General features: G+C 40.0%; 8 protein-coding genes. 7 read left to right on the top strand and 1 reads right to left on the bottom strand.

The genetic code is table 11. The features are described from left to right. Positions 1-63: 63 nt before the first annotated feature. Entirely contained in the window at positions 64-8,532 is an 8,469-nt protein-coding gene (locus tag IPH84_05585; GenBank protein MBK7172697.1) for a cadherin domain-containing protein, read from the bottom strand. A 691-nt stretch (positions 8,533-9,223) separates the two neighbouring features. On the opposite strand from IPH84_05585, the gene IPH84_05580 reads away from it, so the two are divergent. The 7 genes from IPH84_05580 (at position 9,224) to IPH84_05550 (ending at position 16,052) form a co-directional block, all read left to right on the top strand. Next, the gene (locus IPH84_05580; protein ID MBK7172696.1) at positions 9,224-9,583 is read left to right on the top strand and encodes a hypothetical protein; all 360 of its coding nucleotides are present in this window, start codon (positions 9,224-9,226) and stop codon (positions 9,581-9,583) included. Positions 9,584-10,116: 533 nt separating this feature from the next. Next, entirely contained in the window at positions 10,117-11,460 is a 1,344-nt protein-coding gene (locus tag IPH84_05575; protein ID MBK7172695.1) for a beta-lactamase family protein, read from the top strand. A gap of 13 nt (positions 11,461-11,473) precedes the next feature. Further along, complete coding sequence (locus IPH84_05570) at positions 11,474-12,181, top strand: VIT family protein (GenBank protein ID MBK7172694.1); 708 nt, start codon at positions 11,474-11,476, stop codon at positions 12,179-12,181. Positions 12,182-12,426: 245 nt separating this feature from the next. Continuing rightward, positions 12,427-12,855, top strand: a complete 429-nt coding sequence (locus IPH84_05565; protein MBK7172693.1) for a hypothetical protein — start codon at positions 12,427-12,429, stop codon at positions 12,853-12,855. Between the two features lie 356 nt (positions 12,856-13,211). Further along, positions 13,212-13,775, top strand: coding sequence for a helix-turn-helix transcriptional regulator (locus tag IPH84_05560; protein MBK7172692.1), 564 nt, complete (start codon positions 13,212-13,214; stop codon positions 13,773-13,775). A 34-nt stretch (positions 13,776-13,809) separates the two neighbouring features. Further along, positions 13,810-14,256, top strand: a complete 447-nt coding sequence (locus tag IPH84_05555; protein ID MBK7172691.1) for a response regulator — start codon at positions 13,810-13,812, stop codon at positions 14,254-14,256. Positions 14,257-14,270: 14 nt separating this feature from the next. Beyond that, positions 14,271-16,052, top strand: coding sequence for a CHASE3 domain-containing protein (locus tag IPH84_05550; protein MBK7172690.1), 1,782 nt, complete (start codon positions 14,271-14,273; stop codon positions 16,050-16,052). Positions 16,053-16,101: the final 49 nt, after the last annotated feature.

Genomic DNA, 16,101 nt, shown 5'->3' with positions numbered 1-16,101 from the left:
CGAAAGTTACTGACTGACCAGGATCCGGATCTGAAGCGGTTACTGTACTTACAATGGTTCCGACTACCTGGTGTTCCAGTGTTGAGAATGCCTGTGGTTGGATGACCGGGGCTCATTCCCATTCACAATATTGATAGTAATATCTGCCTGGTCAGATAAAGTGCCGGTTCCATTATCCTGTACATTTACTGACAGGATGAACGCTGGATTGATCTCAAAGTCAAGAGCTGATGTATTGGCTACAGTCAGGGCTCCCGTGGTTGTATTAATTGTAAAGGCACCATCAGTGTTACCCGAAAGAATGCTATAGCTAAGTTGCTGACCGGCATCAGGATCTGTAGCTGTGACAATTCCAACATTCGTCCCATTGGCTGCATTTTCTGCTACTGCAAATACCTGGTCATTAACCTGGGGTTGATCATTGACATTTTGCAGCGTTACTGTTACTGTTGCATTACTGCTTAAGCTTCCTGTTCCATTATCCTGCACCTTTACGATTAGCAAATAAACAGGAGTCGTTTCAAAATCAAGTGCAGCACTGTTGGATACTGTTAGTAAGCCACTGGTTGTATTAAGTGCAAATGCAGAGGATGAATTTCCAGATTGAATGCTGTAGGTTAGGGTTTGACCGGCATCAGGATCTGTAGCTGATACTGTTCCCACAGTGGTCCCGTTGGTTGAGTTCTCTGCGATACTGAATGACTGATTACTAATTACTGGGGCTTCATTGGCATTCACAAGGTTGATCGTAATTACTGCCTGGCTGCTAAGGCTGCCGATGCCGTTATCATGTACCTGAATACTCAGGTTGAAAACAGGGTTTATTTCGTAGTTCATGGCAGCCGAATTGGCTACTGTGATTGCACCTGTGGTAGTATTGACGGCAAAAGCACCCGATGTATTTCCCGACAGGATAGAATAAGCTAATGTCTGACCTGCATCCGGATCGGAGGCGGCAACTACTCCTACTGAGGTTCCATTCATCGAATTCTCAGCAATGCTAAAGGACTGATTACTGATATTCGGGGATTCATTTACATCGGTGAGCGAAATGGTGATGGTGGCCTGGCTGCTCAGGGATACGCTGCCATTATCTTCAACCTCAATCAATAAAGAGAATGAGGAAGTAGCTTCAAAATTCAGAACTGCCGAATTGAGAACCGTTAATTGCCCGGTTACAGGGTTGAGAGTAAATGCTCCTGAGGTATTCCCTGATAAAATAAAATATGAGAGCGTTTGTCCGGCATCGGGGTCATTGGCAATTATTGTTCCTATTGTTGTTCCATTGGCAGAATTTTCTGACAGGGTAAAGCTTTGATTTGAGATTTCAGGGGCCTCATTCGCATCTGTCATAGATATGGTAATAGTAGCCTGGTTATTCAGGGAAACAGTTCCATTATCATCTACTCTAATAATCAGTGAATAAGAAGAAGTGTTTTCAAAACTCAGAACAGATGAATCCGCAACTAAAATAGTGCCTGACAGAGCGTTGATGCTGAATGCACCATCAGTATTGCCAGACAAAATTGAATACATCAGGCTTTGACCTGCATCCGGGTCTGTTGCCAGAACCGTCCCAACCGGGTATCCATTTGATGCATTTTCACTCAAAGTAAAAGACTGGTTTGAGATCAAAGGAGTTTCGTTAATATCGAGTACCTGGATAGTAATGGCAGCCTGGTTACTCAAACTGACAGTACCATTATCCTGAACTTTAACAACTACGCTATATACCGGTACCTGCTCAAAATTAAGAGCAGTGGTATTAGCGACACTCAATTCACCTGATGCTGCATTAATAGTAAAAGCACCGGCAGTATTTCCTGAAAGGATAGTATAAGTAAGTGTTTGCCCTGCATCCGGGTCAGAAGCGCTGACAGTTCCGATGATTGTTCCGTTAGCAGAATTTTCGCTTATGCTAAATGATTGATTAGCAATAAAAGGAGCCTCATTGGCATCAGTAAGTGAAATTGTAATGGTTGCCTGGTTACTTAGTGCAACAGTGCCATTATCCTCTACTTTAACAATCAGGGAATAAACGGGAGTGGATTCAAAATCCAGAACTGAACTATTTGCAACCGTTACCTGGCCTGTTGAGATATTGATGGCAAATGCACCGGAAGCGTTTCCTGACAGAATTGCATAAGTTAATAATTGTCCGGCATCGGGATCAGTTGCTACAACTGTGCCTACATTTGAAGTATTTGCAGCAGATTCACTGATTGTGAACGATTGATTGCTGATAAGCGGGGATTCATTGACATTACTCAGATTAACCGTAATGATAGCTTGTGAGCTAAGACTAACGGTTCCATTGTCCTGCACCTTTACAAGGAGAGAGAATGAAGGAATGGCTTCAAAATTTAAAACCGATGAGTTGGCAACAGTTAGTTGACCGGTTGATGTATTGATGGAAAAAGCTGAAGAAGTATTTCCTGATAATATTGAAAAGGTTAGGCTTTGACCGGCATCAGGATCCGTTGCAATAATGTTTCCGACAATGGAGCCGTTTGATGAATTCTCAGCAATCGAAAAAGCTTGGTTTGAAATAACCGGTAAATCATTTGCATCGGTAAGGTTGATGGTAATAACAGCCTGACTGTTCAATAGGCCGGCACCATTATCCTGTACTTTGATAACAAGTGAATAGGATGGAGTAGTTTCAAAATTCAAAGCAGATGAATTAGCAACTGTAATTACCCCTGTAATTGAATTGATATTGAATGCACTGGAAGTATTACCTGACAGGATGCTATAGGAAAGAGTTTGTCCGGCATCCGGATCACTGGCAAGCACAGTCCCAACATTAGTACCATTGGCTGAGTTCTCGATTATCGAGAAAGCCTGGTTATTGATAACAGGTACTTCATTAATATTCGATAAGTTTACAGTAATGGTAGCTTGTGCACTTAGGGTTCCGCTTCCATTGTCCTGTACTTTGACAACCAACGAGAAAGATGGGTTTGATTCAAAATTCAGAGCTGGAGAATTAGCTACTGTTAGGGCACCAGTGGTAGTGCTGATTGCAAATGCACCTGAAGTATTACCTGAAAGAATGGAATAGGCAAGTGTTTGACCGGCATCAGGGTCCGAAGCTGCAACGGTTCCAACATTTGTTCCATTGGCAGAGTTTTCAGCAATTGAAAATGTCTGGTTTCCAATAGAGGGAACTTCATTTACATTGGTCAGATTTACAGTGATAGTTGCCTGGGCACTTAAACTTCCGGTACCATTATCCTGAACCTTAACCACTAAAGCAAATGAAGGTGTGGTTTCAAAGTTTAAGGCAGTTCCATTAGCAACTGTTAAAATACCTGAAGTACTATTGATCGTAAATGCACCAGCAGTATTTCCTGATAAGATCGAATATGTTAAGGTTTGGCCGGCATCAGGATCTGTTGCGACGACAGTACCCACATTTGTGCCATTAGCAGAATTTTCAGCAATTGAGAACGTCTGGTTTGCAATGACAGGGGTATCATTGCCATTGGTCAGATTAACTGTAACCGTTGCCTGGCTGCTCAGACTGACGGTACCATTATCCTGTACGTTCACTATCAATGAGAAAATGGGAGTTGTTTCATAGTTCAGTGCAGTTGAATTAGCAACTGTTAAGGCACCGGTAGTAGTGCTAATTGCAAATGCACCTGATGTATTGCCTGAAAGAATGGAATAGGCAAGTGTCTGACCGGCATCCGGGTCCGAAGCTGCAACGGTTCCAACATTTGTTCCATTGGCAGAGTTTTCAGCAATTGAAAATGTCTGGTTTCCAATAGCGGGAACTTCATTTACATTGGTCAGATTTACAGTGATAGTTGCCTGGGCGCTTAAACTTCCGGTACCATTATCCTGGACAATAACCACTAAAGCAAATGAAGGTGTGGTTTCAAAATTTAAGGCAGTTCCATTAGCAACTGTTAAAATACCTGAAGTACTATTGATCGTAAATGCACCAGCAGTATTTCCTGATAAGATAGAATATGTTAAGGTTTGGCCGGCATCAGGATCTGCAGCGACGACAGTACCCACATTTGTGCCGTTAGCAGAATTTTCAGCAATTGAGAAGGTTTGGTTTGCGATGACAGGGGCATCATTGCCATTGGTCAGATTAACTGTTATGGTTGCCTGGCTGCTCAGACTGACGGTACCATTATCCTGTACGTTCACTATCAATGAGAAAATGGGAGTTGTTTCATAGTTCAGTGCAGTTGAATTAGCAACTGTTAGGGCACCAGTAGTAGTGCTAATTGCAAATGCACCTGATGTATTGCCTGAAAGAATGGAATAAGCAAGTGTCTGACCGGCATCAGGATCCGAAGCTGCAACGGTTCCAACATTTGTTCCATTGGCAGAGTTTTCGGCAATTGAAAATGTCTGGTTTCCAATAGAGGGAACTTCATTTACATTGGTCAGATTTACAGTGATAGTTGCCTGGGCGCTTAAACTTCCGGTACCATTATCTTGAACCTTAACAACTAAAGCAAATGTAGGTGTGGTTTCAAAGTTTAAGGCAGTTACATTAGCAACTGTTAAAAGACCTGAAGTACTATTGATTGTAAATGCATCATCAGTATTTCCAGATAAGATTGAATATGTTAAGGTTTGGCCGGCATCAGGATCTGTAGCGATAACAGTGCCCACATTTGTACCATTGGCAGAATTTTCAGCTATTGAGAAGGTTTGGTTTGCGATGACAGGGGCATCATTGCCATTGGTCAGATTAACTGTAACCGTTGCCTGGCTGCTCAATGTACCAGTGCCATTATCCTGAACTTTCACCACCAAAGCAAATGATGGAGTGGATTCAAAATCTAATGCCGGGCTGTTGGCAACTGTAAGTGAACCACTTGCTGAATTAATGGCAAATGCACCAGAAGTGTTTCCTGAAAGGATTGAATACGTAAGAGTTTGTCCGGCATCAGGGTCTGATGCTATAACTACTCCAACAGAAGTTCCATTGGCAGAGTTCTCGGCAATTGAGAAACTTTGATTAATAATTACCGGTGAATCATTGGTATCAGTCAGATTGACGGTAACAGTAGCTTGATTACTCAAAGTACCGGATCCATTATCCTGAACTTTAACAACTAATGAAAATGAAGGTGTGGATTCAAAATTGAGTGCAGTGGAATTAGCAACAGTTAATGCACCATTAGTAGAATTAATAGCGAAAGCACCCGAGGTATTTCCTGAAAGTATTGAATATGTTAGTGTTTGTCCGGCATCAGGGTCTGAAGCTGCAACAGTTCCAACATTTGTCCCGTTGGCAGCGTTTTCAGCAATTGAAAATGTCTGGTTTCCAATGGCGGGCACTTCATTTACATTGGTCAAATTAACAGTGATAGTTGCCTGGGCACTTAAACTTCCGGCACCATTATCCTGAACTTTAATTATCAAAGAAAAGGATGGAGTAGTTTCAAAGTTTAAAGCAGCTGAATTGGCAACTGTCAGTGCTCCGGTGGAGCCATTGATTGTGAATGCTCCTAACGTATTCCCTGAAAGGATAGAATATGCCAGAACCTGGCCTGCATCTGGATCTGAAGCAACAACAGTACCTACATTGGTTGTATTTATTGAATTCTCAGCCAAAGTAAAGGTTTGATTGTTTATGACAGGAGAATCATTGGCATCAGTCAGTGTGATTGTGATATTTGCCTGATTGCTCAAAGTACCTGTCCCATTATCCTGTGCTTTGACCACAAGTATAAAAGCGGGTGTAGATTCGAAATTCAGTACTGCAGAGTTGGCAACTGTAATTGCGGCAGTGGAGGCATTGATAGCAAAGGCACCCGATGTATTCCCCGATAAGATTGAAAATGTTAAGGTTTGTCCGGCATCAGGATCAGAAGCAACCACTGTACCAACGCCTGTGCCATTAGCAGAATTCTCGGCTACGGAAAAAGCCTGATTCGCTATAACAGGTGCTTCATTGACATTCAGAAGGTTTACTGTAATAGTTGCCTGGGAGCTCAAACTCCCGGTACCATTGTCCTGAACTTTTATAACCAGGGAAAAGGAAGGGATTGATTCAAAGTTAAGCGCAACTGAACTGGCCACAGTCAGAGCCCCGGTGGAAGTATTAATAGCAAAGGCCCCGGAGGTATTGCCTGATAGAATGGAATACGTTAGCGTTTGCCCGGCATCAGGATCGGTTGCCACCACAGTACCAACACTGGTTCCATTTGCTGAATTCTCATTAATAGAGAAAGTTTGATTAGAGATAGCCGGCACTTCATTCACATTTAACACTGTGACAGTAACCGTGGCCTGGGAACTCAGACTCCCTGTTCCATTATCCTGTGCTTTAACCACCAGGGAAAATGCCGGAGTACTTTCAAAATTCAGGGCTGTGGAATTGGCAACAGTCAATGCTCCTGTTGATGCATTTATTGCAAATGCACCGGAAGTATTTCCTGAGAGAATAGTATAAGTGAGTGTCTGACCTGCATCAGGGTCGGTGGCTACCACTGTGCCAACAGCAGTTCCGTTGACAGAATTCTCATTGATAGAGAATGATTGATTGGCTATAACAGGCACTTCATTGACATTAACAAGGTTCACAGTCATCGTTGCCTGGTTATTCAGGTTTCCGGCACCATTATCCTGAACTTTAATCACCAGGGCAAATGAAGGAATTGATTCGAAATTGAGGACTGTTGTGTTGGCTACATAAAGCACACCTGTTGAAGCATTAATAGTGAAAGCTCCACTTGTATTCCCTGAAAGGATTGAATAGGTAAGCACCTGGCCTGCATCTGGGTCAGACGCTACCACTGTGCCAACAGTAGCACCATTGGCAGAATTTTCATTAATAGAAAAGGTTTGAGGGGCAATATTGGGTGCTTCATTCTGATTTGTCAGATTAACAGTGATTGTAGCCTGTGAACTAAGGCTTCCGCTTCCGTTATCCTGCACTTTAACAATCAATGCAAAAGAAGGAATTGTTTCAAAATTCAGAGCAGCAGAATTAGCGACTGTTAAGGCTCCTGTGGATGCATTAATAGCAAAAGCCGTATTGGTATTCCCCGAAAAAATGGAATAGGTAAGTGTTTGTCCGGCATCCGGATCAGAAGCCACAACGGTACCAACGAGGGTACCATTTACTGAATTCTCAGCAATAGAGAAAGTTTGAGGCGCAATTACAGGATATTGGTTTCCTGTAATTAGATATTCGAAGCATCCAATATCCGGAGCACTTCCATTGAAAGGTAAACCTACATTAACTCCAGCATTAATAAGATCAGAAGTGGAAGCAAGATGCAGAAAATTCAAAGAAGGAAGGTTCCCATTAGATTGACGGGCACCTGACATCCCGGCAGTATCCAGACTGATGAAATCGGCGGCACTCACTGTGACACCCGGATTCCAGCTATTGTTAGTCTGGATAGATGCTGCATTAATCAGGTAATTTGTACCATTCAGATAAGCAAGGTTATTTTTCAGGATGTGGATGTCGGCAAACTTTTGATAATAGAAGCCGCAGTCTCCATTTCTGAATGCAGTGCAATTGTATAAAGTGCTTGGGAAGTGGTTTAATCCGTTGCTATTGAAATTCTCGTCGAAACCGCAGAGATAATTATCAAATGATAAACAGTTGGTAAGTTTACGGAGGTGAGTAGTAAGAACACCATTAGTATTCGGGCCTAATTTGAAACCACTCCCATTTCCGGTGTGAGTCATGTTAACAGGTGAATATCCGTTCAGAAATGACCAGCAATTATCCAACTCCACGTAAGTGTTTGAACCAAAGAAATCAAATCCATCATCACTATTGAACCAGGAACGGCAATTCCGAAAAATATTATTGTCAGAAGTTGTATTATTAGTCATCCCGAATCCATTGGATCCATCATAAGGAATACTCGATAAAGGGTCTTCATTATGATGGCTGTCGCAATTAAGGATGAGGTTATTATCACAGTTGCTTGAAATGGTCAATCCATATCCACCGATATGGTCAATCTCACAATACTCTATCGTGCAATTATTAGTACTTGAAGCAAGCATGAAGCCGATATTTGCATCGACCACCTGAGGCACATTAGTGATACGGAGACCCCTGACATGAAGATAGCTGGACCATCCGGTTGCGAATGCAATAGTTGTTCCTGTAAATCCTGCTGTCCCAAAATTGAAAACCGGACGTTCTCCAGGATATGCCCATACTTTAATAGGATTGGCGGCTGTGCCACTTTTGTTCTGAATCCTTTGAACTACAGTATAATTGTACACTCCTCCCCTTGCGTAAATGGTGTCACCGGCTGAAACCTTTGTCCAGGCTTTATTCAGATTAAAGAAGGGAGAGGTGATCGTGCCGGTATTGTTATCATTACCTGTCGGCGAAATATAGTACTTGGCTGCTGAAACATTTCCATTCAGAAGGATGAGTTGAATGGCAACAACAAGCAAAAAGGTAAAGCTGTATTTTTGGGGTGTTTTCTTTACTGCAACTCCTGTTTCAGGGAGTTCAAGATTGTGTGTTTGCTTAACAGAAATGCAGTCTTTAGTAGTGTGAGTAGGCCTAGTCTTCATGATAGAGTTTCAGTCGATTAGTAGTCTTCTAGTAGAGTGAGTTGCCAAGTAAAGAAGCAGGCTTGCCCCAGCCGCGAGAAAAAATGCTAAGACATTTGTTTATAGCCCTACCTCAAATAGGTTTTATCAGAATTAAAAATATTTTTTATCTATCTGATTATATGATACTTATAGAGCCTAAAAAAATAAAAAAATACCCAAAAAACTTGCGTGACAATAATTACTTTCTAAGTTACCCTAACTTATCAGATTCTAAGCTGCAGAAAATTTCATTTATAAACAACTAACAATGCGTGAAAACTCACTTAACAATTCATATTCAAATTGTTAACATCTAAAACCCATATTAAAGAGCGAAGTTGGAGGTGGGTTAACATGTGCCAAAAATGTTTAAGAGAGTGGGCTCATTTTTTATAATAATTTGAAAGTGCTGCACTAATACCCAATATATTCTGACTATTATAACCCTTACCAAACATCACCAATTGCAAACTTAATGTCCTTACAATCTGTCGATCAACTTCAAGTAATCATTAAAAAATTTCCAGGCAGAATAATATAGACAAAACAAGGACATAGAAGAAATTGTTGGAATCCATTGACTTCTGCCAAAAAATGCATTATCTTTATAATGCTTCCTGGTAAGAATATCAATTTCATAACATCATATTTCATGTATGGTACAAAAAAAATGGATACTATTAACAATATACTTTATGTAACAACCATAGGGGATATTGACCTTGAAAACATGTTAAACGGAGTTTCTTACCTGGAACAAGCCGAGGATTTGCCGAGAGATCTGAAAGTCCTGGAAGATGCAACCTCTTCAAAAGCAGTGTTTAAAGTCTCAGACATTGAAATAATTACTGAGCGGCTGGATAAAGTGGTAAAGAAATATTCATCTATCAGGCATGCTGTGGTTCACTCTGATCCCACCAACACAGCTTATACAATACTGGCAAGTATGATGATTAAGCATCCCAATTATTCTCTGAAAGTGTTCAGCACGAAGGATGCTGCTAAACATTGGCTTACAATGTTTCCTTAAGAAACAGAACATCTTTTTTTCCTGTCGTAAAAGCAGCATCAGCAACCTATTCGAATTTTCCAACCATAAAGCCCATCGGATATCTACAGGTTTTACTCCATCCAACTTATCTTAGATATTCCATTATAAAAGCCACCAGGTTGTTTTATTTATCAATCAATTAAACACCAAGAAACCAGTAAGTAAGGACTCTCTATTCTGTTAACTACTCTACATTTAAAATCCTGCAAAACGAGAGTCAGTCCACCTCATGTTTCCGTCCCTACCAATCTCTTCATAAGATTTCTACCTTCGGCAAGCGGCTTCTTTATCATTCTTACCGCGAATAACATAGAATTATTGAACAAAATACATACGGAATAACCATTACTTTTACTACTGAAGAGTAGGACATTAAGACTATCCAAAATGATAATGGAAACAGTGTAAAGGATGTAATCAATTTCTGAAATTTTATTCAAATCCTTATGATTTAATTGAATGACTACCTTTAGAATAATTGAAATCATTTTAAAAGCAAAAAAAAACATCAAATGAAAAAGATAATCTTTACAGCTTTCCTGTTCTTCGGAATTGCTCTCGGGACTTTATATTCTCAAAATATAAACAAGTCTAAATTGGATAGCCTTTTCAACATTCTTGCAGAAAAAGAAAAAGCTATGGGCAGTCTGACGATTTCGAAAAAAGGAGAAGTTTTATACAGCAGGGCAATTGGCTTTTGTGCGCTGGCCGGGAATGAAAGAAAACCTTCAACCATTCACACAAAATACAGGATAGGTTCAATTACGAAGATGTTCACCTCTGTTATGATTTTTCAGCTCATTGAAGAAGGAAAACTTAATCTCACAACAACCATTGACACTTATTTTCCAAACCTTCCTAATGCCAGTGCTGTTACAATTTCGAACCTGCTAAACCATAGGAGTGGCTGGCATAATTTCACAAATGACAAAGAGTATTTGAACTGGATGACACAGCCAAAAACACAGGAAGAAATGCTGGCTATATTTTCTCAGGACAAAGTTGATTTTGAGCCTGATGAAAAAGCAGACTATAGCAATACCAATTATGTCGTTTTAGGCTATATCATTGAAAAAGTGGATCATCAACCATACTCAAAAAGCCTGGAGGAAAGAATCACTTCCAAAGTTGGACTTTCAAGTACATATATTGGAAATAAAACTAATATCAATCATAATGAAAGTTATTCCTATCAGCTCTTAAGCCAATGGATTCAAGCACCTGAAACCGATATGAGCATTCCCGGTGGTGCAGGCTCGATAGTTTCTACACCAACTGATTTAACCAGTTTTATTGAAGCATTATTTTCTTTAAAGTTAATTTCTCAAAGTAGTTTAAATCAGATGAAAACCATTCATGATGGTTATGGAATGGGGATGTTTCAAATTCCCTTTTATACAAAAAAAGCCCTGGGTCATAATGGAAGTATAGATGCCTTTGCTTCAATGTTAGGTTACTTTCCAGAAGATAGTATTGCTATATCTTACTGTACCAACGGACAATCCTATCCATTGAATGATATTCTCATTGGTGTGTTAAGTATTGTGTTCAATAAGGAATATAACATCCCAACATTTGCCACAAACCCCGGACTCACTTTATCATCAACTGATCTGGATAAATACCTGGGTGTATATTCATCTGCTCAACTACCTCTGAAGATTAGCATTACAAAAGAAAACACAGTACTTATTGCACAAGCAACTGGACAATCTTCCTTTCCCCTCGAAATATTCGAAAAAGACAAATTCAAATTTGACCCTGCAGGAATAATCATGGAATTTGATCCGGAGATCAATGAGATGACGTTGAAGCAAGGTGGAGGCGTGTTTTTGTTTACAAAAGAAATACAGTAAAGAATCACTGAATATGACAAAAAGTACAGAGGATTACATGGCGCCTCATTACGTGCAGCGTAGTAATTGGCTTAGGGCGACAGTCCTTGGGGCAAATGATGGCATCCTGTCAACAGCCAGTCTTGCCATTGGAATTGCGGCTGCAAGTGAATTTAGAGAACCGGTTGTTCTGGCAACAGTTGCCGGACTGGTTGCCGGGGCACTATCAATGGCTGCCGGAGAATATGTATCTGTTAGTTCCCAAACAGATGTTGAAAAGGCAGATATCCAGCGGGAAAATCAGGAATTAGAAGATATGCCTGAACTGGAAATGGAACGACTGGCAGAAATTTATATAAAACGAGGGTTGAAGAAAGAAACGGCATTGACAGTTGCAAAAGAGTTAACGGATCATGATGCTTTAGGTGCACATATGAGAGATGAATTGGGTATTAATGAAATCTCTCAGGCCAAACCTATACAGGCAGCTTTAGCATCCGGGGCATCTTTCACAGTGGGCGGAATTCTTCCACTTTTAGTTACTCTTTTTCTGCCTTTAAAGTATATGGAGTATTCACTTTATGTTTTCGCTATCATTTTTCTCATTCTCCTGGGTGCACTAGCAGCTAAAACAGGAGGTTCAAGTGTAAGTAAAGCAGTCATCAGGATTACATTTTGGGGAACAGCTGCCATGGGATTAACTGCATTGGTTGGATATTTATTTGGTGTAAATCTCGGGTAATAACAATCTCTGGTTTTTGCTGTTTGGAGGAAAACTTTCTATAGCACACGATGCAGGTTTGCATAAAATAGAAGTTCCTCATCCCTTTATAATTCGTTCTAATCCGCTTTGCCTTCGCAATCCTGCTATGATTGTGCATAAGTCTTTTCTCAGTAAATGATATAAGAAATTGGAGAAATTGTGTAACATCTATCACTGTATATGGCTTTAGTTTTGTGTCTGAAATTATTCATAAACTAAGCAACATGAAAACTCTAATTTATATAATGGCAATAGTCGGATTTATATCCACTTCTTATGCCCAGGATTTGGTAAAAGCAGAAGTACCTGCTACCATTCAAAAAGCATTTAGCAGGAGTTATCCAAAAATCAACAACGTTGAATGGAAACAAACTGCAGATTCCTATTCAGCTAATTACAAAGAGAATGAACTGGAAAGAATTGTTACTTACAATGCTGCCGGCAAGCAGCAACTAAGGGAAGAACAGGTGACCATTACACAACTTCCTACTACGACACTCAAATACATCAACGATAATCACCAGGATGGCACTATTAAAAAAGCTAGTAAAATCACAAAGAAAGGTGGGAAATCACAATATGTCGTGAGTATCAAAGGTCTGGATCTTGTTTTTGATTCAGGGGGCAATTATTTGAAACCTTCTCAAAAATAAGTATCAATAGTCAAGAACCCACGGTTCATTTTTAAGGCTAAAAAAGATTCAATAAAAATCATAAGCATCAAAGAATACTTTAACTAAAATCAATCATGTACTTACTACCATTTAATAAGCAATTTTTGCCCCTGCATATACCCTTATCAACATAATCTTACTTTGAATGATAAGGTCCCCTATGTCCGTAGCTTCCTACTACGGACATTTTCTATGTCTAACAGAACTTAATCATCTAGTAAAAAACTAAATCACCTGAAGGAGCATATTTATTGAGTACTTTTATTTTAGCCTCATGGAGTAATAGATTACCATTAGTTGTTATATTTCTCACAAATTTATTAAAGCGATCATCGATGAAGCTGTACCTGAAATTTGATTCCAGCCTTGCTTTTAAAAAAATCATACAGGAGCAATTGGAAAAATTGCAGATAAATTTTTCCCAAACAGGTATGAATGAGCTGGAAGTAGGTGACTCGGTATCGGGCGAAACCATCCGTGAAATCAGTGCTTCTCTCAGTGAATACGGAATTGAGATAATAGAAACACAAAAAAGTGTCCTTGTTCAGAGAATTAAAGACACCATCTTTGAGATGGTTAATCGGGATGAAAAGCTTCCAACCTCCAATTCCAATTACTTGTCGGAGAAGTTAAAGCAAAGGTATGCGTATCTTTCGGCGGTATTTTCAGAAGTCACTTACACTTCAATTGAAAACTATATACTCCTTCAAAAGGCTGAAAGAGCCAAGCAGTTAATCAGTACCAATGAATATACTTTCACAGAAATCGCTTATATGTTAAATTACAGTAGTGTGGCCTATTTCAGCAACCAGTTTAAGAGTATAACAGGGATCACTCCTTCAGCGTTCCAGAGAATCATCAATAAAAAGAGAGAAAACAAGGCAATTACTATCTCTTAAATACTCTTTATCACATAAAACAGAGGCTTAAATTATGTCAAAAGACTTTATACATGTTTTGCTGGCTGACGACGATGAAGACGATCGGATCTTCTTCCAGGATGCTTTTAAAGAAATAAAAATAAAAACCGTTGTTGAAACTGTCAATGATGGGGTTGAATTGATGGCCTATTTAAGGAAATATACCAGTAAGAGCCCAAACATCTTATTTCTTGACTTGAACATGCCCCGTAAATCAGGGCTTGAATGCCTTGAGGAAATTAAGCTAATGGATCATCTTGGTGAAATGGCCATAGCCATTTATTCTACATCAGCTTCAGAGGAAGATATTGAAGAAACTTTTGTGAAAGGGGCCAATGTTTACATTAAGAAACCCAGCAATTTTAACACCCTTATTAAAATACTGGAACAAGTTATCACAATTAACTGGCAATATCAAACTTCCGGATTGAACCGGGATACTTATCTTTTAAGTCTTTAATCCGGTAAAAGGCTATGAAGCTAAAATCGATACTGAACACTTCCGTTTATATAAAAGTGCTATTCATGCTTTCTATGCTGATGCTTTTTTACATCTCCAGCATCACCTACAAGCACACAAAAGCCCTCAATGAATCCACCAGGCTGCTGGTTCACTCCTACCAGGTGCAATACCAGCTCGAACATGTCCTCTCAATGTTGAAGGATGCTGAGACCGGGCATTACGGCTATATCATCACAAGGAACAGCAGCTATCTCCAACCTTATCGAAAGGCTCAGGATGAAGTTTATACGGCTTATATCAAATTGAAAGCACTTACTCTCGAAAACCAGCAGCAGCAAGCCAATCTTGAGGTTCTCCTACAGTTGATATATGCCAGATTAAAGTACATGGCCCTTTCTTTGGAAAGCATTGCCCTGAAAACTGAAACCAAAGACCTGATGAATGACAATATGCTGGCAGGTAAGGAAGTAATGGATGGAATCAGGAAACAGGTCAACAAAATGGAAGACCTGGAAATCTCCTATTTCAATACCCACCAGGAAAAGTATGATGAAGAGGTCATTTTCTCCCCCATTTCTACTTTTCTTTTTGCCATTTTTTCGCTCATTGTCTTTTTATTGTCGTTCTTCAAGATAAGCAAAGACTTAACAATCCTACGAAAAGCAAACAAGAAGCTCCTGATTTCCAATGAATCGATTCGGCAAGCAGAGATAATAGGTGACTTTTGTGTCACTCAATGGAACCTTTCGACCCGAACGTTGAACTACTCTGACAACCTCTACCGTTTACTAGGTTGTGAACCGCAATCATTTAAACCCTCTATTGAGAACTACTTGCAGTATGTACATCCCGATGACAGGTTAAATGTGGGACAGGTTGCCAATCATGCATCTATCGCGGAAAAGACTGAACCCAGGTTTTATCGCATCATCCGCCAGGATGGAGAGCTCAGGTATTTCACATCATTGGGGAAATTTATTTCCGACACCCGCAGCAACCTATATATTGAGATTGTGAAGGACATTACTAATCTTCACCTCAGCAATATAGCCCTGGAAGAGCGGAACAGGGAACTGGAACAAAGCATCAGGGAGCTGGAATCCTTTAACAGGGTGGCGAGCCATGACTTGCAGGAGCCTCTCAGAAAAATTCAAACCTTTGTCTCGCGAATCAATACTGAGGAGCGGCTGAAACTTTCTGCACAGGCACAAGAGTATTTATCCAAGGTTGATATCTCCGCCAACAAAATGCGAATTCTTATCGACGACCTGCTGCTATTCTCCCGCACCAATAAATCAGAAAAGATATTTGAAAAATCGGATTTAAACCAATTACTTGAGAATGCAACCCAGGAACTCATTCATGAAATCGAAGAAAAGAATGCAATAATTCATAAATTTCAATTGCCTGTTCTCAAAGTGATATCTTTTCAGATCCAACAATTATTTGTAAACCTTATTGGTAATGCCCTGAAATACAGTAAACCTGAAGTGCCCCCTATTCTCAGAATTGAATGCGAGAAACTAAGTCCAGGCCAGTACCCACCGTTTATCACGAGTTCACGAAAACATTATTATAAAATCTCTATTTCCGATAATGGACTGGGCTTCGAACAAGAATACGCAGAAAAAATTTTCATCCTATTCCACCGCTTGCTGAATGATCCAAAGTATGTCGGCACAGGTATCGGACTATCTATCTGCAAAAAAATAGCCGAGAACCATAATGGTTATATTGTAGCGGAAGGTAAACCCGGTATTGGTTCTACATTTAGCGTTTACCTGCCTGCCTGACAGAGATAAATATTATATCTTCAATCGTTTACCTCCTGCAGCCCAATCA

Source organism: Bacteroidales bacterium (genome assembly GCA_016707785.1).
GTDB lineage: Bacteria > Bacteroidota > Bacteroidia > Bacteroidales > UBA4417 > UBA4417.
This window is presented reverse-complemented; position numbering and strand designations above follow the sequence as displayed.